The following is a 25,330-nucleotide window of genomic DNA, read 5'->3' on the forward strand; positions in this document are numbered from 1 at the left end:
TGAAGGTGTCGATGTGCGGGATGACGTTGAAGGCGATCTGCTTGGGGAACTGCTCCGGCGTCACCGGGTCGTTGACGTAGATCGCACGGGTCTGGCCGAACAGTTCGTCCATCGCCTCCTTGCCGGCGCCGGACGTCGACTGGTAGGTCGAGACGACGACGCGGCGGATCTTCCACGCGTCGTGCAGCGGCTTCAGCGCCACCACCATCTGGATGGTCGAGCAGTTGGGATTGGCGATGATGCCGCGGCGCGTGTAGTCGGCGATGCGCTGCGGGTTGACCTCGGGCACGACCAGCGGGACGTCGTGGTCCATGCGGAACTGCGAGGTGTTGTCGATGACGACGCAGCCCGCCTTCGCCGCGCGCGGCGCATGGACCGCCGACACCTTGGCGCCCGGCGAGAAGAGGCCGATGTCGACGCCGCGGAAGTCGAAGGTCTCCAGGTCCTGCACGTCGAGGACGTCGTCCTCGCCGAAGGACACCTGACGGCCGACCGACCGCTCGGACGCGAGCGCGATCACCTCGGACACCGGGAACTGCCGTTCCGCCAGCGTCTTCAGCATCTCCTGGCCGACGGCGCCCGTGGCACCGACGACAGCTACCCTGTAGCCCATGACCGACCGACCGATATAGATGGGGAAGGTCCGATGACTTACGATCGGACCCAACCGAATGCAAGCGCGAGGGGCCGGCCCATGGCGTTCCCGGAACGGAAATCGCCGACCGACTACGCGGAGTTCTGGCCCGTCTATCTCGCCGCGCACGCGCGGCCGGCCACCCGCGCCTGGCATTTCGCCGGCACCACGGCCGGCCTCGCCTGCCTCGTGGCGGCCGCCGCCGCGGGCGACTGGCGGCTGGCGCTGGCGGCGCCGGTCGTGGGCTACCTGCCGGCCTGGGCCTCGCATTTCCTGATCGAGGGCAACCGGCCCGCCACCTTCGGTCATCCGGTCTGGTCGCTGGCGAGCGATTTCCGCATGTACGGGCTGTGGCTCGCCGGCCGGCTCGAACCCGAACTCCGGCGCTGCGGGGTGATGCGATCGTGACCGGACCGTGATTTGTCGCGGCCCGCCCGGAGGTCTATCTCGCAGAGGGTGAGATGCCGATGAGCAGCCCGCCCGATCCGCTCTGCACCGCCCCACCCTGGACCACCCGGGCGTGCCGGTGCTGCGGCCGCTTCTGGCCGCTGGCGGTGCTCGCCGCGGCGATGCTGGCGGCATGGCTCCTCGATCTCGACCGCTACCTCACCTTCGCCGCGCTCCGCGAGCACCGTGCCCAGATCCAGGACCTGGCCGCCGCCCACGGCGTCGTGGCGGTGCTGGCGGCGGTCGCGATCTATGTCGGCGTGGTCGGCCTCTCGATCCCCGGCGCGACCATCCTGACGGTGGCGGCCGGCTTCCTCTTCGGCACCCTCGGCGGCGCGCTGGTCGCGCTGGCCGGGGCGACGGCCGGGGCGACGCTCGTCTTCCTGCTGGCACGGGGGACGCTCGGGCCGGTGCTGGCCGGGCGCGCCCGGCCGTTCCTCGGGCGCATGGAGTGCGGCCTCCGCTCCGACGCCTTCTCCTACCTTCTGGCGCTCCGCCTGATGCCGGTCTGCCCGTTCTGGATCGTCAACCTGGTGCCGGCGCTGGTCGGCGTCCCGGTCCGCACCTACGTGCTGGCGACCGTGGTCGGGATCCTGCCCGCGACCTTCCTCTTCGCCGCCGTCGGCGCCGGGCTGGACGGCATGCTCGATTCGCCCGCAGGACTGGACGCGGCGGCGATGCTGAAGCCGAAGATCCTGCTCGCCCTCGGCGCTCTTGCCGCACTGGCGTTGCTGCCCGTCGCCTTCCGCCGGCTGCGCCGGCACTGATAGGATGTCGCCTGTTGGCGATGATCCCCTCCCCGTCCGATTCCCCCGCCGAGCCCGCGGCCGACCCCGGCTTCCTGCGCGAGCTCTGGTATCTCGTGCTGCCCGGAACCCGCCTGCGGCCGGGGCGGCTGGTCGGCAAGACCGTGCTCGGCGAGCCGCTGGTGCTGGGCCGGGGGCCGGACGGCCAGCCCTTCGCGTTGCGCGACATCTGCCCGCATCGCGGCATCCCGCTGTCCTGCGGCCGCCTCGAGGGCGGGGAGATCGAGTGCCCCTATCACGGCTGGCGCTTCGATGCCCGCGGCCAGTGCACCGCCATTCCGTCGCTCGTCCCCGACCAGGCCTTCGACCTGACGCGGGTGAAGGTGCAGCGCTATCCCTGCCGCGAGGTGCAGGGCAACGTCTGGGTGTTCTTCGGGCGCGACCCGGCCGCGGCGCCGGGGATCCCCGAGCTGGCCGACGTCGACGGCCGCCACCTCGGCATCGCCGAGTCCATGATCTTCCACGGGCCGCTCGACCATGCCGTGGTCGGGCTGATGGATCCGGCGCACGGCCCCTTCGTCCATCGCGCCTGGTGGTGGCGGTCCAAGGCCTCGATCCACGCCAAGGCCAAGCAGTTCGCGCCCTCGCCCTTCGGCTTCACCATGGTCCGGCACCGCGCCTCGTCCAACTCGCGCGCCTACCGGCTGCTGGGCGGCGTGCCCGAGACCGAGATCGTCTTCCGCCTGCCCTCGATCCGCATCGAGCATGTGCGGGCCGGCCGCCACGTCCTCTGCGGCCTGACGGCGGTGACGCCGCTCGGGCCGCGCGAGACCGAACTGCACCACATCATCTACTGGACCATGCCGTGGCTGACGGTGCTGAAGCCGGTGCTCCGCCCGTTCGTGCGCACCTTCCTCGGCCAGGACCGCGACATCATGGCCAAGCAGCAGGTCGGGCTGGCGCACAACCCGCCGCTCCTGCTCATCGACGACGCCGACCGGCCGGCCAAGTGGTACTACCGGCTCAAGAACGAGTACGCGCGGGCGACCGCGGCCGGGCGTCCGTTCGAGAACCCGGTCAAGCCGCGACTGCTGCGCTGGCGGAGCTGAGCCCTCGCCTCGGTAGGACTGGCCTCAGTAGGACTGGCCGGTGCGCATGTAGCGGCGGCGGTCGCCGCTCGTCACCGTCACCTGGCGCGTCCCTGTCGACGCCACCACCTCCAGCCCGATCGCGACCCCGGCGTCGCCCTTCGACCAGAGCTTGCGGTAGAAGTCGGCGACGTTGCGCACCGGCTCGCCGGCGACGCCGACCACCACGTCGCCCGGCCGCAGCCCGGCCCGCTCCGCCGGCGTCTCCTGCTGGACGCGGGTGATGACGACCCCGGTCGGCGCCTCCTGGACATTGACCCCGAGCCAGGGCCGGCTCGGGGTCGCCATGCGGCCGAGCGCCAAGAGGTCGCCCAGGATCGGGCGCAAGAGGTCGATCGGAATCATCATGTTGCCCGGCACCGGCATGCCCGGCGCCACCTGGCCGACGAGCAGCGAACCGATCGCGACCAGCCGTCCGTCGGCGGTGAAGAGGCCGGCACCGGCCCAGCGCGGGTGTGGCGGCGATACGAACACCGCCTCCTCCAGCAGATATTCCCAGTAGCCGGCGAATTCCCGCCGCTGCACGACGATGGCGGGCTGCGCCCCGTCCTCGCCGGCGGCGACCAGGGTCACCCGCTCGCCCTCGGCGAGCCGCGCCGCCCGGCCCATCGGCGCCGGCCGGACGTCGAGCGGTTCGGTCGCGCGCAGGAGCCCGAAGCCGGTGTCGGCGTCGTAGCCGACGATCTCGGCGCGCATGGCGCGGCCGCGATGGTCGGTGATCTCGACGCCCATCGCCTCCAGGATAACGTAGCCGATGGTGACGATCAGCCCGTCGGCGTCGATGACGATCCCGGTGCCCTCGCGCTCGGTGCCCAGCGTGCGCGCCGTGCGCGCCTCGCCGGCGACGAAGGCCCGGACCTTGACCATCGCCTGGCGGATCGCGGCTGCGGTCTCGGGATTCGGCTGCGCCGGCGCCGGCGCCGCGGCGAAGAGAGCGGCGAACAGGGCCAGCAGGATCAGGACGGGGCGCGCAGCGGCAGCAGCGGTCATCGCGGACGTCTCCCGCCGGCCGGAACCCGCGGCCGATACCCAGGTCCCGCCCCGGCATCGGGAAATCATGCGCCGGAGCGCCGCCGCTGTCGACGGGTCAGCCGCTGCCGGCCGCCGGCTCGCCGGGGGCGACGATGAGCGACCGGGTCTCGTCGCGGATGCGCGCCGCGTCGTCGTCGTAGAGGAACGGCAGGAAGGCATAGCGCCGCCCGCGGGTCACCGGCAGCGCCTCGTGCATCAGCGAGCAGGAGAAGACGACCGCGCCGCCGGTCGGCGCGCGGTAGGTGCGGCGGCCGAACTCCGGGAAGCGGAGGTCGCCGCCCTCGTATTCGTCGGCGTTGAGGTTGATCGTGACCGCAAAGCGCCGGTGCCGCGTGGCGGGCGTCGTATTGTCGCGATGGGCGGTGAAGAAGCCGCGCGTGGCGCCGTCGTAGCAGGCGACGACGTAGCGCTCGATGCGCGTCGCCCGGAAGTTCATCGCGCGTTCGATCATCGGCACGAGCCGGCGGGTGATGCGCTGCGCCAGTTCGCGGCAGAGCGCCTCGTCCTCGATCATGCAGTCCGACCGGCGCTTGCGGGACGCGTCGAAGACGCCGACCGAGCGGCCGTCCTGCGAGCGCATGAACCCGGATTCGCTGCCGCCTTCCCGGTCGTAGAAGGCGATCAGCCGCCGGCACAGTTCGGGCTCGAAGATCCGCGGCACGACGAGCACCGGCGCGTCGCCGACCGACCATTCGTCGTCGGCGATCGGCGGCAGGCTGCGCAGCATCGCCGCCAGCGCCGCATTGTGCGCCTCGGGGTCGGCCATGGAGAAGCGGGCGACGACGCGCATCGCCGGGTCGACCACCAGCGTGTGGGCGCGCGCCGGCGACCCGTCCGAACCGAGGATCCGGGCGAGTTCGCCGCCGAAGTCGTGGAACCAGCGGATGCCGGGAAGGCGATCGACCGCCCGGCCGTCCGCGACGTCCGCCCCCTCGGTCGCGACCCCGAAGAAGGCGACGTCGACATCGTCGAACCGCGCCGCCGCCGGCCCCCGCAGGAAGTCCAGCAGCCCGCATCCCGGCGCGGCGGTGAGCGGTCCCGGCACCGACAGCACGATGTGACGGCCGGCGACGGTGTCGATCAGGTAGGTGGGATTGGCGGCCGTCGCGGCATGGAACCAGGGCAGCGGCTCCCCGGCGCCGATCGGCCGGAGGACGGGAGGCGGCGCGGCGGGCGCGGGGTTGCCATCGGTCACCCGCTTCGCTTACACCGCGCCATCGTCGCACCGCAATGCCCGCCGCCTGCGCGAGGAGAACCGATGGACGCGCCCTTCGACCAGCAGGTCGTCTTCGTCTACACCCGCGATCTCGACGGGACCGCCCGCTGGTATGGCGAGACGCTGGGCCTGCCGCAGGTACTGGACCAGGGCGCCTGCCGGATCTTCCGCGTGACCGAGCGCTCCTTCATCGGCGTCTGCAGCCGGCCCAATCGCGTCGTCGAGCCGCGCGGCGTCGTGCTGACGCTGGTGACGGACGACGTCGACGGCTGGCACCGCCGCCTCGCCGAGGCCGGCGCCGAGATCGAGGCGCCACCGCGCCTCAGCGAGGAGTTCCAGGTCTACGCCTTCTTCGTGCGTGATCCCAACGGCTACGTGCTCGAGGTGCAGCAGTTCCGCTCCCCCGCCTGGCCGCGCCCGCCCGGCCGCGACAGCCTGTGACGGCCGTCACTGCGCCGGGAGGCGCCGCGCGGCATGGTGCTCGTGCGGCCCTCTCCGGCTTTCTTGTGCCCGTGCCGGGCAAGTCCGAGAACAGGTGAGTCTCGAGGGGGTCGCACCCCCGATTCTCCACCGCCCCTCAGTCCAGGCGCCCCGTCAGTGCAGGCGCACCGTCAGTCCAGACGCACCGTCGCGCTGGCGCCCTGGCCGTCGGCGTCGACGACCGTCAGGCGGGCGAAGCCGCGGCCCGGCGGCAGCCATTCCGCCGGCCGCCGCGGACCGCCGTCGCGCGCGCCGAGCGGACGGCCGTCGACGAGCCAGCGCAGGGGCGGACGGCCGCCTTCGACCACCAGCGGCAGCGCCTCGCCACGCCAGGGGATCACCGCCCCGTCCGGCGGGAACGCGATGACGGGCGCCGGCGGCCGGTCGCTTCCGAGCCGGCGGAGCGCCGCCGGGCGCGCAACGAACCCGGCGGCGGTGGCCGCCACCGGCCGCGGCGGCGCCATCGGCGGCGGCGGCAGCAGGTCGAAGACCTTGGCCAGGATCGGGGCCGCCGTCACCAGTCCCCAGTGCCCGGGCGAGGGCGTGCCGTCGGGCCGGCCGGTCCAGACGCCGACCGTGAATGCCGCGTCCCAGCCGAAGGCCCAGGCGTCGCGATAGCCGTAGGACGTTCCGGTCTTCATCGCCACGAGCCGACCCTGGCCGATCGCGGCGGGCGCCAGCCCGGGCGGTGCCGGCGCCTCCTCCAGGATGCGGGTGACGGCCTGCGCCGCGGCGGCCCCGACGAACGGCACCGCCGGCCGGCCGTCGCCGGGCCGGACATAGGGCGCGACATGGCTGCCGTCGCCGGCGAGCGCGGCATAGAGCCCGGCCAGTTCGGTCAGCGTGACCCCGACCCCGCCCAGCGCCAGCGGCAGACTGGCCGCGGCATGCGGGTCGCGGCTGCGCAGGCGGATGCCGAGGCCGGCGAGGCGGCCGGCGAACCGCTCCGGCCCCAGCCGGTCGAGCACCGCCACCGCCGGCACGTTGAGCGACAGTTGCAGCGCCTCGCGCGCGGTCACCGGCCCGCGGAATCCGTGATCGAAGTTGCTGGGGGCGTAGCCGCCGAAGCTGGTCGGCCGGTCGTCGATCCGGGTGTCCGGCGCCAGCCGCGTCTCGTCGAAGGCGAGCGCGTAGATGAAGGGCTTCAGGGTCGAGCCGGGCGAGCGCACCGCGCGCGTCATGTCGACCGCGCCGTCGCGGGCGGCGGCGAAGGGGTCGGGCGAGCCGACATGGGCGAGGACGGCCCGGCTGCGGCTGTCGACGACGACGACGGCGACCGATGCCGCGGCGTCGAGGGTGGCCGCCTCGCGCCGGGCCAGCGCCTCGACCTGCCGCTGCAGCCGCAGGTCGATGGTGGTGTCGATGTGCGACTGGCCCGGCGTCTGGGCATGGAGCGCCGCCGCCAGGTGCGGCGCCAGGAACGGCATGGCGAAACGCCCGTCGGGCACCGGCTCGGCCATCGCCTCGTCCGCGGTCGGCGCGTCGATGACGCCCGCATCGACCATGCGCGCCAGCACCTTGTCGCGGGCGGCGCGCGCCGCCGCCGGGTGGCGGTCGGGCCGGAGGCGCGACGGCGACTGCGGCAGCGCCACCAGCAGAGCCGCCTCCGCCGGCCGGAGCGCCGTCGGCTCCTTGCCGAAATAGATGCGGGCCGCCGCCCGCACCCCCTCGACGTTGCCGCCATAGGGGGCGCGCGTCAGGTAGAGGCCGAGGATGGCGTCCTTGTCGAGGCGGCGCTCGATCTGCAGCGCCCGCCCCGCCTCGACGATCTTCGCCCACAGGCTGCGCGGCCTGGGCTCGAGCAGGCGCGCCACCTGCATCGTCAAGGTCGAGGCGCCGGAGACGACCTCGCCGGCCGCCGCCCACTGCCCGGCCGCCCGCAGCACCGCCAGCGGGTCGACGCCGGGATGGGAGCGGAAGCGCCGGTCCTCGTAGGCGACCAGCATGCGCAGCAGCAGCGGATCGACCGCGTCGGGGCGGACCGCCAGCCGCCAGGCGCCGTCGGCGGTGGTGAAGGCGCGCAGGAGTTCGCCGTCGCGGGCGCGGACGACGGTCGAGACCTCGGCGGCCCGTTCCAGCGGCGGCGGGCGCCAGCGGTCGAGCGCCGCCAGTCCGCCCGCCGCCAGCGCCAGGGCGGCGCCGGCGAACAGGGACGCGCGCGCCCGCCGCCGGCGCCGCCCGGCCATGGCCGCCTAGCGCCGGCCGATCGTCGCCGTGCCCGCCGCCGTGCGGGCGAAGCGCTCCGGCCGGTACATGTCCTCGACATAGCTGCCGGGAACGACGTAGCGGCCGGGCGTCACCGCCCGCATCAGGTAGGCCTGGGTGAAGGCGGCGTCGCCCTTGCTCAGGGTCAGGCCGGCGACGAAGCGGTCGTCGCGCAGCTCGGTGTGGGTCGCCTCGGTCAGGTCCGGCAGCCAGGCGAAGTCCTGGGCGCCGCGCCCGCCCGCGAGCCGCGCGTTCTCGAGCTCGAAGCCGGCCGGGATGAGGTCGACCAGCAGCGCATTGGCGCCGTCCGCCTCCGTCTCCGCCCACTCGCCCGAGACCACTACGACGACGAGGTCGTTCTGGCGCAGTCGGGCGAGGTCGGCCGGCTTGCCGTCGGGGAGGTGGAACCGCCGCTCGAGGACGAAGCCGTGGTTCTCGGGCGGCCGCAGGTCGCGCGGCACGCCGCTGACCGAGATCGAGCGCCAGACCGGGTCCTCGCCGCGGTTGGCGACCGTCATCCGGTCCTGGGCACCCTCGATCCGCGGCTTCAGGCTCAGCGCCCGGTTGCTGATGCGGGCCGGGTTGTCGTCGACGGCGACCGTCATCGGCCCGCCCGAGCGCGCCAGCGCATGGGCCGCCAGGAGCAGCCAGACCTTTTCCTGGGTCGAGGTGTAGCGGCGGCGCTGGAAGCGCTGGGCGATGTCCTCGGCCAGCGTCGCCGCGCGCTGGATCGGCACCCCCGCCTCGGCCGCCAGCGCCAGCACCCCCGCCCGGTCGCGCAGTTCGCTGCCGTAGTTGCGGCTGCTGACGAGGGCGACCGGCGACGGCGCCGCGGTCGCCGCCGCGAAGGCGGCCGCCGCCCGCGGCCCGTCGCCGTAGAGGGCGAGCGCCGCGCCGACCTGGGCCTGGGCGAGCGCGGTCGGCAACCGGTTCAGATGGACGTCGCTGAAGTAGCGCACGCCGCCGACGTCGCCGACGCCGGCCCGCGCCAGCGCGTAGTGGGCATAGGCGTGGGCCGTCAGCTCCGCCGCGTCGGACGGGTTCCGCCGGACATAGGCGGCGAGGTAGTCGACGGCGTTCTTCAGCGCCGGGTCGGAGACGAGGTGCCCCTGGTCGCGCGCCCGGGCGAAGAAATCGACGACATAGGCGGTGAGCCAGGGGTCCGATGCGTCGAACGCGCCCCACAGGCCGAACGAGCCGTCGGCCTGCTGCATGTCGGCGAGGCGGCGCAGCGCAGCGTCGATCCGCGTCTTGGCGTCGACCCGCTGGCCCGGCAGCTGCCATTCCCGCGCGACGTCGGCGAGGTAGAGCAGCGGCATCGCGACCGAGGTCGTCTGCTCGACGCAGCCGTAGGGATAGCGGTCGAGGTCGCGGATCAGGCCGGCGACGTCCCAGCCCGGCCGCGGGCTGAGGTTGAGGAAGACCTCGGCGGTGCCCGGCAGGAGGTCGGCGACGAGGTCGGGACCGAGCGCCAGGCTCTGGCCGGGCTCGATGCGGCCGACGATGCGCCGGGTCTCGTAGGGCTGGGTCGGCCGGACCGACAGGTCCCATTCGCGGTCGACCGCGAAGCCCTGCGGGCCGGACAGCGCCAGCCGCACCCGGCCGTCGCCGATGCGGGTGCCGGTGAGCGGGAAGGCCTGCTCGAAGCGCTTGCCCGGCTCCAGCACGACCTTGACCTCGGGCGGTGCCTCGATCCGCACCGCCCCCTCGCCGGCGAGGCGGAGCACGTACTCGCCGGCCGCGCCGTCGACATTGTCGAGCGACACCGTCGCCTGCGCCGCGTCCCCGGGGGCGAGGAAGCGGGGCGTGGCGACGAGGCTGGCGACCGGGTCGCGCACGGTCATCGCGCCTTCGGCAGAGCCGACCGCGTCGGCGCTCCACGCCACCGCCATCAGGCGCAGGCGGCCCTGGAAGTCGGGCACGGCCAGCGGGATCGTGGCCTTGCCCTCGGCGTCGAGGGCGACGATGCCGGAGAAGACGGCGGCGATGCGGATGTTCTTGCGCGGCAGCCCGCCGAGGTTGCGCTCGGCGGTGTCGTCGCCGCCCGAGCGCAGCCGGCCGACCTCCCCGGTGCGGCCGTCGAGCAGCCGGCCGTAGAGGTCGCGCATGTCGACGCCGAGGCGGCGGCGGCCGAAGAAATGCTCGCCCGGTGCCGGCGTCCGGAAGTCGGTCAGGCGCAGGACGCCTTCGTCGACGGCGGCCAGCGTCAGGTGGGCGGAGCCGCCCGCCGCACCCGACGACCCGGCGCCGGCGACCCGCACCGTCACCTCCTGGGTGCGCCGCGGACGGACGACCTCGGGCGCCTCGATGCGGACGGCGAGCGTCGTCTCCGCGCGCTCGACCGGCATCCAGGCGACGCCGACGGCGCGCCCGGGCCCAAGTGCGTCGGCGGCCCCGGCCGGCCGCAGGCCGGTCGCCAGCACGTAGACGCCCGCCCCCCAGTCGGCGTCGACCGGCAGTTCCAGGGTGCTGCCGGCGCCGGCGAGCGCGACCGAGCGCACGAGATGGACCCGGTTCGAGACGACCGCCACCACCGCCTCGCCGGCGAAGGGGCCCTTGAGGAAGATCCGCGCCGTCTCGCCCGGGCGGTAGCGCGGCTTCTCCAGCGCGACCTCCAGCCGGTCCGGCACCTCGGGCGCCTCGGCGCCGACCCACCAGCCGACGCGGAACCGGAAGCTGCTGGCGGCCCCCGTCTTCGGATCGAAGACGTCGAGGCGCCAGCGCCCGGCCGCCAGCGTCCGCTCGAACGCCGCCGGCAGGGTCTGGGCGACGGCGAGCGCGCCGGCCTCCTGGCGACGATCCTGGACGACGGCGCGGTACTTCCACTCGCCGTACTGGTTGTACCACTGCCAGTTCCAGCGCTCGCTGACGAGCTCGAACCGCAGGTCGGGCGCCGCCACCGGGCGTCCCTGGCGGTCGACGGCGATGACATCGAAGGCCGCCGGCTGGCCGTCGGCGACGGCGGCGTCGCCGGCGCGGGCGCGGATGCCGATGTCGAAGGGCCGCGCCGCCACCGGCAGGGTCAGGCTGCGCGTCACCGGGCGGCCGCCCGGCTCGAACATCGAACCGCGGACGGTGACGTCGAGCGGCACCGTGGTCTCGGGCAGCGCGCCCAGCTTCACCTCGAACCGCGTCTTGCCCTCGGCGTCCGCGGCGGCGGGCTCGATCTCGATGCGCTGGGGCTCGACTTCGCGGTCGACCGGGCCGAACCGGTAGCCCTTGTGCATCGGGTAGGGATCGGCGGCGGCGGCCACGATCACCTCGGCCTCCGCGCCGGCGCCGACCGCGGGCGCGCCGTAGAAGAAGCGGCCGGTCATCGTCACCGGCAGCGCCACCCCCGGCTTCGCCTGCTCGCCGGCCGCCTCGATCGCGACCTCGATGGTCGGCGGCGCGATGTCCTCGACCGAGAATTCCATCCGCCCGACGGGCTTGCCCTTGGGATCGACGAAGGCCTGCACCGACCATTTCCCGGTGCGCGCCCGGTCGGCGATCGGTACCGGCAGGTGGTAGCCGCCGCCGGCGGTCGAGGTCAGCGTCGTCTTGACGACCTCGACGCCGTCGGGGCGAAGGACCTTGAGGGTCAGCGGCAGGCCGGGCTCGGCCCGTCCGCGATCGTTTCGCAGGAGCGCCGTCAGGTGCGCGGTCTCGCCCGGGCGATAGACGCCGCGGTCGCCGTAGAGGAAGGCGTCGAGCGGCCCCGGCACCGGGCGCCCGGAGACGCCGCGGTCGGAGAGGTCGAAGGCCGGCCGGACGAGGCTGAGGAAGTTGAAGTCGCCGCCCGGGCCGTAGAGCATGACCACCGCCGGGCTGTCGCCGCCGGGGCCGCGGAGCGCCGGGGCCGGAAAGCGCGCGAGGCCGTCGGCGCCGGTCACGGCCTGCCCGAGCTCGGCATTGTTGCGGGCGTAGAGGCGGACCTCGACGCCGTCCGCCGGGGCGGCGGTGCCGAGGCGGCGGGCGACCACCGTCAGCCCGTCCTCGCCGGTCAGGCTGGTGACGCCGAGGTCGGAGACCAGCACCCACTGCGTCGCCAGCTCGGCATATTCGCTGCGCCGGCCCTCGACCGGCTCGGCGACCAGGAGATAGAGGCCGGGCTTGCGTTCGCGCACCATCTCGGAGATCGGCACCAGGGCCGAACGCGGCCGGTTGCGCTCGCCCTGCGGCAGGTCGATCTCCCCGGTCCAGACGCGGCTGCCGGTCTGGTCGGCGATGTCGTCGACCTCGGCCTTGGCGAGGCCGGCCGAGAATCCGTCCCGCGCCACCTGCTCGACGAGCGCCCGGTCGTTGACGCGCAGAAGCTGCAGGCGGGCGCGGACTGAGTTGACGGCGGTCAGCGGCACCCCGCGGCTGCCTTCCTGCGGCAGCACGTAGGCGGGACCGCGGAACGCGACGGAGGGTTCGCGGTCGCGGACGATCGCACGCACCTGCTGGCTCTGCTCCAGCCGGTCGCCGTTCTCGGCCGGCAGTCCCTGGCGCACGGTCAGGACGTAGACCTGGCCGTGGGCGACCCCGTCGACGCAGAGATTGGTGCCGCGGCCGGAGACGTCGCCGCGGACCTCGGGCTCGCTGCGGACATAGTCCTGGAAGGCGAAGCCCTTGGTCCGGGTGAGCTCGTAGTTGAAGCGCAGGCAGATCTGCGGCTGCTCGGTCTCGGCCGTCACCGTGACGCCGACGACGCGGAAGGCGACGATCCGCTTCAGCTCGTCGCGCCGCTTCACCGCCGCCTCGGCCGGCGCCAGGGCGATGGCGGCATCGTAGACCGCGAGGGCATCGCGCTGGCGGCCGCCGCGGTCGAACTGGCGGGCGAGGACATAGAGCGCGTTGGCGCGGTCGACGGGAACGCGGGCCTTGTCGAGCGCGACCCGGGCGGCGGCGGCGGCACGGTCGTTGCGGGCCTGCTCCAACGCCCGTGCCAGCTCGAGCCAGGTCCGCTGGTCGTCGAGGCCACGGACGATCGCGGTCTCGTATTCGGACACCGCCTGGGGCCAGCGACGGGCCTTGGCATGGTCGTCGCCGCGCTGGCGGGCCGCCTGGGCGGCGGCCGGGTCCGGCCTGGCGGCGCCGGTGCGTGCGCGCAGCACCTTGGCATAGCGCTCCGCCGCGTCCGCCAGTTCGGCCGACTCGACGGACGCCGGCAGTGCCGCCTGTGCTGCCGCCTGGGGCGCCGCCGCAGGTTGCGCCAGGGCGAGCGGCGGCGGTGCGGCCGCCTCCACCAGGAACGCCAAAGCAAAGATGGCGAAGCGGCGAGCAATAGCGACCATGGCGCGAACTCCCCCGGTCCGGACGGCACGTCGACGGACTAGTGTCGGGATCATAATCCGCAATCGTGTCCCGACGATGGCGTTTTCCGGCGGGCGCGGCGGCACTTGTCCCCGTCATCCCCGATCTCCACAGGGCGATGAACCGCAGGCTTGCCACACACGACTAGATTTCGCGGTCCTGGCGCCCTCGCAGCCTTATCGATGGTGCCTCACCGTGCTAGTTCATCTTGACGCACCCCCCGAATGCGAGCCCGGAAATGACCCATCGCACCTGCCACGATGCGGCCGCCGCCCCCACCCCCGCCCCCCGTCGGCGACGGCCGGCGACCGTAAGCGCGCTCGCCTTCGCCGTGCTCGCGGCCTTGCCGGCGGCGGCGGCGCAGCCGGGCGCACCGCCACCCTCGGCGGTGGAGCGGCCGTCGGTGCCCACCTGGATCGCGGACTTCGTCGGCGAGCAGTCGACGGCCTTGTCGGGCTGGCCGGGCCGGCAGGTCGGCCAGCTGCGCGAGTTCTATGCGGCGGCCGACTTCCAGCCGCGCTGGACGGCCGAATCGGGCGCGCTCAACGAGCGCGGCCGCGCCCTCCTGGCGACCCTGGCCCAGGCCGAGGAGCACGGGCTCTCGCCCGAGGCGCTGGGCGTGCCGGCGCTCCAGGCCATGGCCGAGAAGGCCGACCCGGCGCAGCGCCCGCAGGTCGAGGTGGCGTTGACCGGCGCCCTGGTGCGCTTCGCCGGCTGGCTGCTCGGGGTGGAGCGTGAGGAGGGCGCGCCCCGCCACACGGTCTTCGTGCTCGACCAGGACCAGCTCGACACCCGCGCGCTCGCCCGGATGATCGAGGCGGGCGACATCCCGCGGCTGGTCGCCGCCCTGTCGCCGGCGCACAGCCAGTACCAGCGGCTGCTCGCCGCCCGCCGCCTCTACAAGGAGCGCGCGGCGCAGCAGGCGGCGGCGCCCAGGATCCCGACCGGTCCCACCATCCGCGCCGGCTACAGCGATGCCCGCGTGCCGGCGATCCGGGCCCGGCTCGCGGCGCTGGGGGCCGACGTCGGAACCACCGACCAGCCGACGCGCTACGATCCGAAGCTGCGCCAGGCGGTGATGGAGTTCCAGGCGGCGCACCGGCTGCAGCCGGACGGCAGCGTCGGCCGGGCGACCCTCGACGCCCTCAATGCCGGGCCGGCCGACCGGCTGGTGCAGATCGACGCCACGCTCGAGCGCTGGCGGCGGATGCCGCGCGACCTCGGCGCCCGCCACGTCCTGGTCAACGTCCCCGCCTACACGCTGAAGGTGGTGGAAGGCGACCGGGCGACGATGCAGATGAAGGTCGTGGTCGGGACCCGTGCCCGGCAGACGCCGACCTTCTCGAGCCGGCTCGCCACGGTCGAGATCAACCCGACCTGGTCGGTCCCGGCGAAGCTCGCCGCGGAGGACATCCTGCCGGCGATCCGGCGCAATCCGAACTACCTCGAGGAGCACAATATCCGCGTCCTCGCCGTGGTCGACGGGCGCGTGCGGCAGATCGACCCGGCCGAAATCGACTGGGAAAGCCAGGCCGGCCGGCGGCTGCCCTTCCGCTTCCGCCAGGATCCGGGGGCGGGCAACTCGCTCGGCAAGGTCAAGATGATGCTGCCGAACGACGAGGCGATCTACCTCCACGACACGCCGAAGCGGAGCCTCTTCCAGCGCACCGCGCGCGCCTACAGCTCGGGCTGCATCCGCCTGGAGAAGCCCGACCTGTTCGCGAACCTGCTGCTGACCGAAGGCGCCGGCTGGACGCAGGAGCAGATCGACGCCGCCTTCGCCCAGCGCGGCACCCGGGCGGTGCCGCTGCGCGACAGCCTGCCCGTCCACATCGCCTACCTCACGGCCTGGGTCGACGACGACGGCAAGGCCGTCTTCCACGACGACATCTACGGCCAGGACGAGCGGGTGGTGCAGATGCTGCGCGCCCGCAAGCCGCTGCCGGCGCCGCCGCCGGCCGAACGGCTGCGCACCGCGTCGGCCAGGGACTGAGCGCCCGGACGATGCCGGAGGGCCGCGCCGGGAGACCGGCGCGGCCCTTCGTGCGTCAGGCCGCCGCCGGCCGGCCGCGCGGGCGGCCGCGGGCGCGCCAGCCGTCACGCAGCTTGTGGCCCCAGTAGACGAGCTGCGCCACCGGCCGCGCGAAGGGGCCGGCGGCGAAGTCGAGCCCGAAGGGCTGGAACAGCCGGAAGCGGTCGTCGCCGTCGGCGACCGCGGCGGCGACCACCGCCGCGCCCGCCGTCGTCGCCGACATCCCGTGGCCGCCGAACCCCATGCAGTACCAGACGCCCTGCTGCAGGCGGCCGATCAGCGGCATCTTGTGGCGCGGATAGCCCATCGTGCCGCCCCAGGCGACCTCGACCTTCACGTCGGCCAATTGCGGATAGACCGTCAGCATGTCGCGGCGGAGCGCGGCGGCGATGCGCTCGGCCGGCGGCTGGAAGGTGCTGACCCGGCCGCCCCACAGGATGCGGGTGTCGGCGAGCGGCCGGTAGTAGTCGTTGCAGAAGCGGGTGTCCGAGACGCCGTGCGGCACGCCGATGACGCCGGCCAGCCGGTCGCCCAGGGGCTCGGTCAGCATCACGTAGGTCGCCACCGGAACCGTCGCCATCGACAGGCGCCGGTGCAGCAGCCCGACATGGCCGCCGCAGGCGAAGACGACGTCGCGGGCCAGCACCGCGCCGCCGGCCGTCCGGATCTCCTTCTCGGCTCCGTCGAGCCGGTGGCCGACGACGGCCGAGCCCTCGTGGATCCGCGCCCCCGCGGCGGCAGCCGCCGCGGCGATGCCGCGCGCATAGTTGAGCGAGTGGAGATGGACCGACCCCTTGAGCAGCAGGGCGTCGCTGTAGCGGTCGGTCGCCAGCACCGAGCGCAACCGCTCGGCCGACCAGTGCTCCAGGCTGGTCACGCCGAAGGCCTCGGCCATGAAGTCCATCTCGCGTTCCAGGCCGGGCCCGTCCTCGGCCAGCCCGGCCTTGAGGATACCCGGAACCACCGGCCCGCAGGCGATGCCATGGTCGGCGATGCGGCGATGGATGGTGCGGACCGCGTCCTGGGTGAAGCCATAGAGCCGGCGGGCGTCGTCCGGTCCGACCCGCTCGCGCAGGCGGCGGGCGCCCAGCGAATAGCCGGCGCCGACGAAGCCGCCGTTGCGCCCGGATGCGCCCCAGCCGACGCGGCGCGCCTCGAGGAGCACGACGCCGCGGCCGCGTTCGGCCAGTTCGAGCGCGAGATTGAGCCCGGCCAGCCCGCCGCCGACGATGCAGGTGTCGGTGCGGACGATGCCGGAGAGGGTGGACCAGCGCCGGTCGTCGGCGCGGGTCCGGGCATAGAAGCTGTCGACGTAGTCGGTATCGCTCATGGCCGGCATTCCTGGCCCGCCGATGCCCTCCGCGCAAGCCCGTCCGGACGCCGGTTTCCGCTCCGGCTGGCCGCGATCGCGCACGCCACCAGCGCCGCCAGGACGATTCCGGCGTTGGCCGCGTGGGAATATTCCCACGCCCGGCGCAGGCCCTCCCAGGCGTCGGGCATCAGGGTCCAGTTCCCGGTCGCCCGGTTGGCCGGGAAGGTCCAGGCGAAGAAGACGCCCAGGCTGGCGGCCATCAGCCCCGCCGCGGCCATCGCCCAGCGGGCGGCCGCCGGATCGCGCGCGCGCAGCCGGGCCGACAGCAGGACGTTCGCGCCGATCGCGGCCACGATCGGCACGCCGAACAGCGACCAGCCGGCATAGATCTGCTGCACGGTGAAATAGGCCGCGCGATCGAGCGCCATCTTGGCCGGCAGTTCCAGCAGATGCGCCCCGCTCGGAACCAGGACGATCGCGGTCAGCACCAGGGCGGTCACCTTGAGCGCCGTCATGGCCGTCTCCCTTCTCCGGATGCGCCTCCCATGGCGACGGATATGGGGTCGGAGGGTCCGCATCCGAGCCGGCCCCCGCTTCCGGCGGCGATGTCCGAGCGGCCGATTGACGCTGCGCGCGCCGCACGCGTAACTAGCGCCCGAGCGTGCTCGAGAGGCGAATTGCGATGAAGTGGGACGAAATCCGGCGGCAGACCGCGGAACGCCTGTCGTCGGTGCGGGTGACGAACGAGCCCTTCCCGCACGTCTTCATCCGCGATGTCTTCCCGGAGCCGTTCTTCCAGGCGCTGCGCGCCAACCTGCCGGCCGACGAGTCGCTGGAGGCCACCGATCCGAAGCGCTCCAGCAACCAGTATGCCGCAAACCGCCGCAAGTTCGCGATCGACCCGGCGCATCTGGCGTCCCTGCCCGAGGGCCCGCGCGAGTTCTGGACCGAGGCACGCCGCTGGCTCGGCGGCCGCGAATTCACCCAGGCGGTTCTGGCGCGCTTCGCCGCCGGCATCGCCCGGCGCTACGGCAGCCGTTCGCTCGATCTGGTGAACCGGATCGAGATCAATGTCGACCGCGAGAACTACGCGATCCCGCCGCACACCGACAGCCCGAAGAAGATGGTGACCATGCTCTTCTACCTGCCGGCGGACGACGCCCGGGCCGATCTCGGCACCAGCATCTACGTGCCGAAGGACCCGACCTTCCGGTCGGAGAAGCCCACCCAGTACCCGTTCGAGCAGTTCGACCTGGTGGCGAGCTTCCCCTACGTCCCGAACAGCTGTCTCGCCTTCCTCAAGACCGACAATTCCTTCCACGGCCGCCCGCTGGTCACCGGCGAGAACGTCTCGCGGCCGATGATGTTCGTCTCGATCCAGCACCGCACGCCGAGCGACACGCCCGACATGTAGGCCGCCCCTCCGGGGCTACATCGGCCGTGGCACGAACACCATCCACATGACGCCGAAGCGGTCCGTCAGCATGCCGAAGGTCGAGGCGAAGAAGGTCGGGGTCATCGGCATCTGCACCGACCCGCCCTCGGCCAGGCCCGCGAACACGCGCCGGGCCGCCGCGTCGTCGGCGGGGATCGCCGTCAGCGCGAAGCCCTGGAAGGTCGGCTGGCCGCCGCACTGGCCGTCGGACAGCATCACCGTGGTGTCGCCGATCCGCAGGCTCGCATGCATGACCTTGTCCTCGGTGCCGGCCCGCACCTGCGACGGCTCGGGATTCTCCCGGTTGCGCATCAGCGCCATGACCTCGGCGCCGAGCACCTTGCGATAGAGTTCGATCGCTTCCTCGCAGCGGCCGTCGAAGAAGAGATAGGGCTGGACCTGCATGGGAGCTTCCTTTCTCGCCGGCGCGGAGCCGGCGGGTTGCGCCGGGGGGCGCCGTTTCGATCACTTAACCTTTTGGTATAATCTTCCGGCGACGGCAGCGCTGTCAACCGGGGTGGTTCGCCGGTGACAGGGCGGCGGAGGCGGACTATGTTCGCTCTTCGTTCCAACCGCAACACGAGGCCGGACATGGCGCGACGGGCAGGCAGCGCCGACCTGCCGCTGCATGGCGGCCGGGTGCCGCCGTGGCTCGGCCAGCGCATGGCGCGCCTCGGCGCCGTCGTCGCCGAGGCGATCATCCTCGAATATGGTCGGGCGGAGTTCCTGCGGCGGCTCGCCCATCCCTTCTGGTTCCAGTGCTTCGGCGCCGTCATGGGGATGGACTGGCACTCGTCCGGGATCACCACCAGCGTCCTCGGCGCACTGAAGCGCGGGCTGGCGCCGCGGGCGGGCGAACTCGGCCTCCATGTCTGCGGCGGGCGCGGCCGGCACTCGCGCCGCACCCCCGACGAACTGGCGGCGGTGGGCGAGCGCACGGGCCTCGACGGCGCCGCGCTCGCCCGTGCGAGCCGCCTCGTCGCCAAGGTCGACGGCGCGGCGGTGCAGGACGGGTTCGACCTCTACCTGCACGGCTTCGTCGTCGCCGACGACGGCCTCTGGGTCGTGGTGCAGCAGGGCATGGACGGCGACGCCGGCCTCGCCCGGCGCTACCACTGGCTCGGCGAGGGGCTCGCCAGCTTCGTCGAGGCGCCGCACGCCGCGATCGACGGCCGCAGCCGCGGCACCATCGTCAACCTCACCGACCGGCGGGCGATGGCAGCGCGGCGGGCCCAGATCGACCTGCTGGCGGCGACCGGCCCCGACGGCATCGTCCGCGAGCTGGCGGCCCGCGACGGCCGGCCGCGGCCGCCGCCCGCGGCGCCGACCCTGCCGCACCTCGTCCTGCCGGCCCGTCACGACGCCCGGCCGGAGGACGTGATGTTGCGCCGCCTCCATGGCGCGCTCGCCGCCGCGGCCGAGCAGGGCCCGCGGGACTTCGCCGAGCTCCTGCTGGTGCCGGGGGTCGGCCCGCGCACGGTGCTGGCGCTGGCCCAGGTGGCCGAACTGGTGCATGGCGCGCCCTGCCGCTTCGCCGACCCGGCGCGCTTCTCGCTCGCCCACGGCGGCAAGGACCGCCACCCGTACCCGGTGCCGACGCTGGTGCTCGACCGCACGATCGCGGTGATGAAGGCGGCGGTCGACCGGGCGAGGCTCGGCCAGGACGAGCGGCTGCAGGCGATCCGCCGCCTCGACCGGCAGGCCCGGGCGCTGGAGCGGACCGCGACCGGCCCCACCCTGGCGGAGTTCGTCGCCGGCGAGCGCGCCGGTTCGGCCGGGTTAGGCGGGCGCAGCGTCTTCGGCTGGGAGCGGCCGCCGGTCAGCCGGCCGGCGGCACCAGCACCTTCTGCAGGCACACCGAGCCCGTGTCCCGATAGCCCAGCGCCGCATAGAAGCCGACCGCCGCCCGGTTGTCGCCGCGCACCAGGAGGTTGAGCTTGGCGACGCCGCGATCGACGAGCCAGCGTTCGGCCGCCGCCATCACCGCGCGCCCGAGGCCAAGCCCGCGCCGGCCCGGGTCGGCGGCGACGTAGTAGACCCAGCCGCGGTGCCCGTCCTCGCCGACCATCGCCGTCGCCGCGACCACGCCATCGACCAGCGCCACCAGCACCGTCGCGTGCGGGCTGCGCCGGGCCATCGCGATGTCGTGCAGGGGATCGTTCCACGGCCGCGTCACCCCGGCCGCATGCCACAGGGCGACGACCGCCGGCACATCGGCATCGGTGATTGGCCGCACGGACGGTGCCGGCGGGGCGGATTCGTCGGCGATGGCGTCGGTCATGAAGGTGTCCCCGGTTCCCTGCCGGGCCGCGGCCGGTAGCGCGGCAGCGACCAGTCCCAGCGCAAGGCCGCCAGGCGGATGGCGGCCGCGACGACGAAGCCGGCGGCCAGCGCCCACTCCCGCGGCACCTGCAGTTCGGAGGCGCCGACGAACAGGACGGCGCCGGCGAGCGCCGCCGACACGTAGATCTCCCGCCGCAGGAGGACCGGACTCTCGCCGCCCAGCACGTCGCGGATGATGCCGCCGAAGGTGGCGCCGACGACGCCCATGGCGACGGCCACCGTCGGGCCGCTGCCGAGCAGCAGCGCCTTCTCCGCCCCCGTCACCGCGAACAGCGCCATCCCGACGGCATCGAACCACAGCAGCAGCCGGTAGCGCGACTGCGGGATGTGGGCGAGGAAGAAGGTGGCGGCGGAGACCGAGACGCAGGTGACGAGGTGGCCCGGGTCCGTCACCCAGAACACCGGCAGGGCCCCCAGCAGCACGTCGCGCACGGTGCCGCCGCCGATCCCGGTGACGGTGCCGAGCAGCACGAAGCCGAAGATGTCCATCTGCTTGCGCGAGGCGACGAGCGCGCCGCTGATCGCGAAGATCACGATCCCGAACCAGTCGAGGACGGCGGCGAAGGTGTCGAACATGCGACCCAGCCTCGCACGGCCGCCCGGACATGAAAAAGGCCCGCCGAAGCGGGCCCTGTTCCAACTGCCTTCCAGCGAAACTGGAGCGGGCGAGGCGATTCGAACGCCCGACCCCAACCTTGGCAAGGTTGTGCTCTACCCCTGAGCTACGCCCGCATCCCGTTTCGTCCGGGGCGCCATCGGCGCCGGACAGGGCGCGGATAATATCCAGCGGCGGTCGGTTTGCAACCCCCTTGTTGCGGCTTTCCGCATCCCTCGTTGCTGCCGCGGGCGGGGGCTCGTATATACCGGCCCGGACCATGACATCGACGACCGACACCGCCGCCCCGGCGCTGGCTCCGGGGCCCCATCACGCCACGCCCGAGCGGCTGATGGCGCGCTTGGCCGAACTCGGCATCCCGACCCGCACCGTCGAGCATCCGCCGCTCTATACGGTCGAGGAGAGCCGCCGGCTGCGCGGCGACCTGCCGGGCGGGCACTGCAAGAACCTGTTCCTCAAGGACCGCAAGGACCAGCTCTGGCTGGTGGTGACGCTGGAGGACCGGGCCATCGACATGAAGGGCCTGTCCGACCGCATCGGCTCGGCCCGGCTCTCCTTCGGGCGGCCGGAACTGCTGGTCGAGGTGCTGGGCATCACCCCGGGCGCGGTCACGCCCTTCGCCCTCATTAACGACCCCGGGCAGCGCGTCTCGGTCGTGCTCGACCGCGAGATGATGGGCTTCGACCCGCTCAACTACCACCCGCTGACCAACCGGGCGACGACGGCGATCGCGCCGGCCGACCTGCTGCGCTTCATCGCGGCCTGCGGGCACCGGCCCGCCATCGTCGACCTCGCCTGAGAAGGACGCCCCATGGCCACCCCCGCCGCGGAGGCGAAGCGCCGGCGCACCTTCGCCATCATCGCCCATCCCGACGCCGGCAAGACGACCCTGACCGAGAAGCTGCTGCTGTTCGGCGGCGCCATCCAGGCGGCGGGCGCGGTCAAGGCGCGCGGCGACGCCAGGCGCGCCCGCTCCGACTGGATGAAGATCGAGCGCGACCGCGGCATCTCCGTCACGGCCTCCGTCATGACGTTCGAGCACGACGGCAACATCTTCAACCTGCTCGACACGCCGGGCCACGAGGACTTCAGCGAGGACACCTACCGCGTCCTGACGGCGGTCGATTCGGCCGTCATGGTGATCGACGGCGCGCGCGGCATCGAGGCGCAGACCCGCAAGCTCTTCGAGGTCTGCCGCCTGCGCGACGTGCCGATCATCACCTTCGTCAACAAGTACGACCGCGAGTCGCGCGATCCCTTCGACCTCATCCAGGAGATCGAGGAGACGCTGGCGCTGGAGGCGACGCCCGCCTCCTGGCCGATCGGCATGGGCCGCGACTTCCGCGGCTGCTACGACCTGCTCGGCGACCGGCTGGTGCTGTTCGACCGCGGGGCGGGCGACCGCATCCTGCCGGCCGAGGAGTGCCACGGCCTCGACGACCCGAAGATCGCCGCCGCCCTCGACCCGGCCGAGGCGGCGAAGCTGCGCGAGGAGGTCGAGATGGCGCGCGGCCTGTGCCAGCCCTTCGACCGCGACGCCTACCTCGCCGGGCACCGCACGCCGGTCTATTTCGGCAGCGCGCTCAAGAACTTCGGCATCGCCGAGCTGCTCGACGGCCTGTCGCGCTTCGCGCCCTCGCCGCGGCCGCAGGCGGCCGACGCGCGCCTCGTCGAGCCGGGCGAGCCCAAGGTCGCGGGCTTCGTCTTCAAGATCCAGGCGAACATGGACCCCAACCACCGCGACCGCATCGCCTTCCTGCGGCTGTGCGCCGGCCATTTCCGCCGCGGCATGAAGGTGAAGCACGTCCGCTCGGGCAAGACGATGGCGATCAACGCCCCCGTCTTCTTCCTCGCCCGCGACCGGGAACTGGCGGAGGAGGCCTGGCCCGGCGACATCATCGGCATCCCCAACCACGGCGCCCTGCGCATCGGCGACACGCTCACCGAGGGCGAGGACCTGAACTTCCTCGGCGTGCCCAGCTTCGCGCCCGAGATGCTGCAGCGGGTGCGCCTGGAAGACCCGATGAAGGCCAAGCACCTGCAGCGGGCCCTCATCCAGCTCGCCGAGGAGGGCGCCTCCCAGGTCTTCCGCCCGCTCCTCGGCTCGGACTGGATTGTCGGCGTCGTCGGGCCGCTCCAGTTCGACGTGCTGTCGCACCGGATCGCGGCCGAGTACGACATCCGCGCCCGCTTCGAGCCGGCACCGGTCGACGCCGCGCGCTGGATCGAGGCCGACGATCCCAAGGTCATCGAGCGCTTCGTCGACGCCAACCGCTCGGCACTGGCCCAGGACCATGACGGGGCGCTGGTCTTCCTCGCCCGCAACGGCTGGCACCTGCGCCAGACCGGCGAGGACTGGAAGGAGATCCGCTTCAACGCCGTCCGCGAGCACAAGGCGGCGGCCTGATCGCCGCCCCGATCGTCGCCGGCCGGGGCGGGCGCAGGCTTCCGCCCTTGCTTCCCGGCGGCCGACCCGCCATCTAGAACGCGGAATTCCGCTTCCACCCTCGCCCGAGAGACCCGCCGATGGAGCCCATCATCGCCGCCGCCCCCGCGGCGGCCGATCTCGTCAAGAACACCAGCACGGCCACCTTCATGGCCGACGTGGTGGACGCGTCCTTCGACCAGCCGGTCATCGTCGATTTCTGGGCCCCGTGGTGCGGCCCCTGCCGCCAGCTCGGGCCCGCGCTCGAGAAGGCGGTCAAGGAGGCCAAGGGCGCCGTCCGCATGGTCAAGGTCAACATCGACGAGAACCAGGACCTGGCCGGCCAGATGCGCATCCAGTCGATCCCGGCCGTCTATGCCTTCAAGGACGGCCGGCCGGTCGACGGCTTCGTCGGCGCCCTGCCCGAGAGCCAGCTGAAGCAGTTCGTGCAGAAGCTGGCCAAGCTCGCCGGGCCGCGCCAGTCGCCGATCGACGACGCGCTGGCGATGGCCAAGGAGGCGATGGCCGAGGGCGACATCGGCACCGCCGGCAACATCTACGCCCAGATCCTGGAGGCCGAGCCCGGCAACGTCGCCGCCATTGCCGGCATCGCCCGGGTCCAGCTCGAGGCCAAGGACCTGGAGGGCGCCCGCGAGGCGCTGGCCCAGGTGCCGCCCGACCAGGCCAACCACGCCGACATCGTCGCCGTGCGCTCGGCGATCGAGCTGGCCGAGGAAGGCGAGCGCGCCAAGGGCGCCTTCGCCGAACTCGAAGGCAAGCTCGCCGCCAACCCCAACGATCACCAGGCCCGGTTCGACCTGTCGACCGCGCTCTATGCCGCCGGCGACCGCGAGGGTGCCGTCGAGCACCTGCTGGAGATCGTGCGCCGCGACCGCAAGTGGAACGAGGAAGCCGCCCGCAAGCAGCTCCTCAAGCTGTTCGAGGCGTTCGGGTTCGCCGACCCACTGTCGGCGGACGGCCGCAAGCGGCTGTCCTCGATCCTCTTTTCCTGAGGCGAAGGCGGGATGAGCCGCCGGCCCTTCGACCCGGCCTTCGCGGCCCTGCCGCGGACCATCCCGGTCTTCCCCCTGACCGGCGTCCTGCTGCTGCCCGACGGGCGGCTGCCGCTCAACGTCTTCGAGCCGCGCTACCTCACCATGGTGCAGGACGCGCTCGCCGGCGACCGCATCATCGGCATGATCCAGCCGCAGGAGGAGGAGCGCCCGGGCGCGCCGCCGCCGGCGCTGTGGCGGACCGGCTGCGCCGGCCGCATCGTCGCCTTCAGCGAGACCGACGACGGCCGCTACCTCATCACGCTCTCCGGCCTCTGCCGCTTCGACGTCGCCGAGGAGATGCCGACGACGCGCGGCTATCGCCGGGTCGTCGCCGACTGGTCCGCCTACCAGGCCGACATGGCCGACGTCCCGCCGGCGAGCCTCGATCGCGGCCGCCTCCTGCGCGCGGTCGAGGCCTACTTCAAGGCGCAGGGCCTGTCGGCCGACTGGGACACCATCAAGAACACCCCCGACGACCGGCTCCTGGTCGCCCTCTCGATGGTCTGCCCCTTCGCGCCCAGCGAGAAGCAGGCGCTGCTCACGGCGGCCGACGCGAGCGAGCGCGGCCGGACCCTGATCGCACTGATGGAGATGGCGGCCGTCACCCCGCCGTCGGCCGACGACCCCAGCACCGCGCGCCACTGACCCCGAAGCGGAGCCGCCCGATGACCGAGCCGCGTCCCAGCATCGATCCCAAGCTCCTCGAGATCCTGGTCTGCCCGCTGACCAAGAACGCGCTCGAGTACGACCACGCGCGCCAGGAACTGGTCAGCCGGCACGCCGGCCTCGCCTATCCGATTCGGGACGGCATCCCGATCATGCTGGTCGAGGAAGCCCGCCAGCTCGGCGACGACGATGCCCGGCCCGAAAGCGCCCGGCCCGAAAGCGCCAGGCCCGAACATGCCCGTCCGGAATAGCGCCGCCGCG

Annotated in this window: 22 protein-coding genes and 1 tRNA gene; 12 read left to right on the plus strand and 11 right to left on the minus strand. The window is 73.4% G+C overall.

Annotation, left to right across the window (positions count from 1 at the left end; all coding sequences use genetic code 11):
• The coding region (locus ACE3Q3_RS13200; protein ID WP_374446778.1) for an aspartate-semialdehyde dehydrogenase at nt 1–613 on the minus strand (613 nt) is incomplete at its 3' end.
• Nucleotides 614–694: 81 nt separating this feature from the next.
• Between ACE3Q3_RS13200 and ACE3Q3_RS13205 the strand changes: the two genes are divergently transcribed.
• The 3 genes from ACE3Q3_RS13205 to ACE3Q3_RS13215 are packed head-to-tail and all read left to right on the plus strand — an operon-like array spanning nt 695 to nt 2,936.
• Entirely contained in the window at nt 695–1,042 is a 348-nt protein-coding gene (locus ACE3Q3_RS13205) for an Mpo1-like protein (RefSeq protein WP_374446779.1), read from the plus strand.
• Nucleotides 1,043–1,095: 53 nt separating this feature from the next.
• Nucleotides 1,096–1,848 carry a TVP38/TMEM64 family protein gene (locus ACE3Q3_RS13210; RefSeq protein ID WP_374446780.1) on the plus strand — a complete coding sequence of 251 codons (753 nt, stop codon included), beginning with the start codon at nt 1,096–1,098 and terminating at the stop codon, nt 1,846–1,848.
• A gap of 20 nt (nt 1,849–1,868) precedes the next feature.
• On the plus strand, nt 1,869–2,936 hold the full coding sequence (locus tag ACE3Q3_RS13215) for a Rieske 2Fe-2S domain-containing protein (protein WP_374446819.1): 1,068 nt from the start codon (nt 1,869–1,871) through the stop codon (nt 2,934–2,936).
• A 24-nt stretch (nt 2,937–2,960) separates the two neighbouring features.
• Here the strand turns inward: ACE3Q3_RS13215 and ACE3Q3_RS13220 are convergent, their stop codons facing one another.
• Both ACE3Q3_RS13220 and ACE3Q3_RS13225 read right to left on the minus strand, forming a co-directional pair.
• Nucleotides 2,961–3,965, minus strand: coding sequence for a S1C family serine protease (locus ACE3Q3_RS13220; RefSeq protein WP_374446781.1), 1,005 nt, complete (start codon nt 3,963–3,965; stop codon nt 2,961–2,963).
• A gap of 97 nt (nt 3,966–4,062) precedes the next feature.
• On the minus strand, nt 4,063–5,202 hold the full coding sequence (locus ACE3Q3_RS13225) for a 2OG-Fe(II) oxygenase (protein ID WP_374446782.1): 1,140 nt from the start codon (nt 5,200–5,202) through the stop codon (nt 4,063–4,065).
• Between the two features lie 63 nt (nt 5,203–5,265).
• Between ACE3Q3_RS13225 and ACE3Q3_RS13230 the strand changes: the two genes are divergently transcribed.
• A complete protein-coding gene (locus ACE3Q3_RS13230; protein ID WP_374446783.1) occupies nt 5,266–5,664 on the plus strand; it encodes a VOC family protein in 399 nt (132 codons plus the stop codon).
• A 170-nt stretch (nt 5,665–5,834) separates the two neighbouring features.
• On the opposite strand, the gene pbpC is transcribed toward ACE3Q3_RS13230, so the two are convergent.
• A complete protein-coding gene (pbpC, locus tag ACE3Q3_RS13235; protein ID WP_374446785.1) occupies nt 5,835–7,889 on the minus strand; it encodes a penicillin-binding protein 1C in 2,055 nt (684 codons plus the stop codon).
• A 6-nt stretch (nt 7,890–7,895) separates the two neighbouring features.
• Nucleotides 7,896–13,166, minus strand: coding sequence for an alpha-2-macroglobulin (locus ACE3Q3_RS13240; RefSeq protein WP_374446787.1), 5,271 nt, complete (start codon nt 13,164–13,166; stop codon nt 7,896–7,898).
• A 257-nt stretch (nt 13,167–13,423) separates the two neighbouring features.
• On the opposite strand from ACE3Q3_RS13240, the gene ACE3Q3_RS13245 reads away from it, so the two are divergent.
• Complete coding sequence (locus ACE3Q3_RS13245; protein WP_374446789.1) at nt 13,424–15,178, plus strand: murein L,D-transpeptidase; 1,755 nt, start codon at nt 13,424–13,426, stop codon at nt 15,176–15,178.
• 55 nt (nt 15,179–15,233) lie between these two features.
• Here the strand turns inward: ACE3Q3_RS13245 and ACE3Q3_RS13250 are convergent, their stop codons facing one another.
• A complete protein-coding gene (locus ACE3Q3_RS13250; protein ID WP_374446791.1) occupies nt 15,234–16,547 on the minus strand; it encodes an NAD(P)/FAD-dependent oxidoreductase in 1,314 nt (437 codons plus the stop codon).
• Nucleotides 16,544–17,044 (minus strand): hypothetical protein, encoded by a 501-nt coding sequence (locus tag ACE3Q3_RS13255; protein WP_374446793.1) that lies wholly within the window; start codon nt 17,042–17,044, stop codon nt 16,544–16,546. Before ACE3Q3_RS13255 ends, ACE3Q3_RS13250 begins: the two co-directional genes overlap by 4 nt.
• A 167-nt stretch (nt 17,045–17,211) precedes the next feature.
• Between ACE3Q3_RS13255 and ACE3Q3_RS13260 the strand changes: the two genes are divergently transcribed.
• On the plus strand, nt 17,212–17,943 hold the full coding sequence (locus ACE3Q3_RS13260) for a hypothetical protein (RefSeq protein ID WP_374446795.1): 732 nt from the start codon (nt 17,212–17,214) through the stop codon (nt 17,941–17,943).
• Nucleotides 17,944–17,958: 15 nt separating this feature from the next.
• On the opposite strand, the gene ACE3Q3_RS13265 is transcribed toward ACE3Q3_RS13260, so the two are convergent.
• Nucleotides 17,959–18,369 (minus strand): VOC family protein, encoded by a 411-nt coding sequence (locus ACE3Q3_RS13265; protein WP_374446797.1) that lies wholly within the window; start codon nt 18,367–18,369, stop codon nt 17,959–17,961.
• 186 nt (nt 18,370–18,555) lie between these two features.
• Here ACE3Q3_RS13265 and ACE3Q3_RS13270 point away from each other — a divergent pair, with 186 nt between their 5' ends.
• Nucleotides 18,556–19,899, plus strand: coding sequence for a DUF763 domain-containing protein (locus tag ACE3Q3_RS13270; protein ID WP_374446799.1), 1,344 nt, complete (start codon nt 18,556–18,558; stop codon nt 19,897–19,899).
• Here the strand turns inward: ACE3Q3_RS13270 and ACE3Q3_RS13275 are convergent.
• The 3 genes from ACE3Q3_RS13275 to ACE3Q3_RS13285 all read right to left on the minus strand — a co-directional run bounded on the left by ACE3Q3_RS13275 (nt 19,784) and on the right by ACE3Q3_RS13285 (nt 21,039).
• Nucleotides 19,784–20,245: a GNAT family acetyltransferase gene (locus tag ACE3Q3_RS13275; protein WP_374446801.1), complete on the minus strand. Its 462-nt coding sequence runs from the start codon at nt 20,243–20,245 to the stop codon at nt 19,784–19,786. The two genes, ACE3Q3_RS13270 and ACE3Q3_RS13275, sit on opposite strands and share 116 nt — an antisense overlap.
• A complete protein-coding gene (locus ACE3Q3_RS13280) occupies nt 20,242–20,883 on the minus strand; it encodes a trimeric intracellular cation channel family protein (protein ID WP_374446802.1) in 642 nt (213 codons plus the stop codon). The genes ACE3Q3_RS13275 and ACE3Q3_RS13280 overlap by 4 nt, the downstream gene beginning before the upstream one ends.
• An 81-nt stretch (nt 20,884–20,964) precedes the next feature.
• Nucleotides 20,965–21,039 (minus strand) — tRNA-Gly (locus ACE3Q3_RS13285).
• Nucleotides 21,040–21,182: 143 nt separating this feature from the next.
• Between ACE3Q3_RS13285 and ACE3Q3_RS13290 the strand changes: the two genes are divergently transcribed.
• From ACE3Q3_RS13290 to ACE3Q3_RS13310, 5 genes are all read left to right on the plus strand, one after another.
• On the plus strand, nt 21,183–21,722 hold the full coding sequence (locus ACE3Q3_RS13290; RefSeq protein WP_374446804.1) for a prolyl-tRNA synthetase associated domain-containing protein: 540 nt from the start codon (nt 21,183–21,185) through the stop codon (nt 21,720–21,722).
• 12 nt (nt 21,723–21,734) lie between these two features.
• On the plus strand, nt 21,735–23,330 hold the full coding sequence (locus tag ACE3Q3_RS13295) for a peptide chain release factor 3 (RefSeq protein WP_374446805.1): 1,596 nt from the start codon (nt 21,735–21,737) through the stop codon (nt 23,328–23,330).
• Between the two features lie 119 nt (nt 23,331–23,449).
• Nucleotides 23,450–24,361, plus strand: a complete 912-nt coding sequence (gene trxA / locus ACE3Q3_RS13300; RefSeq protein WP_374446807.1) for a thioredoxin — start codon at nt 23,450–23,452, stop codon at nt 24,359–24,361.
• 12 nt (nt 24,362–24,373) lie between these two features.
• A complete protein-coding gene (locus ACE3Q3_RS13305; protein ID WP_374446809.1) occupies nt 24,374–25,048 on the plus strand; it encodes an LON peptidase substrate-binding domain-containing protein in 675 nt (224 codons plus the stop codon).
• Nucleotides 25,049–25,068: 20 nt separating this feature from the next.
• Complete coding sequence (locus ACE3Q3_RS13310; protein WP_374446811.1) at nt 25,069–25,320, plus strand: Trm112 family protein; 252 nt, start codon at nt 25,069–25,071, stop codon at nt 25,318–25,320.
• Nucleotides 25,321–25,330 lie beyond the last annotated feature (10 nt).

This window comes from Allostella sp., assembly GCF_041913585.1.
In the GTDB taxonomy this organism is placed as follows: Bacteria; Pseudomonadota; Alphaproteobacteria; order ATCC43930; family Allostellaceae; genus Allostella.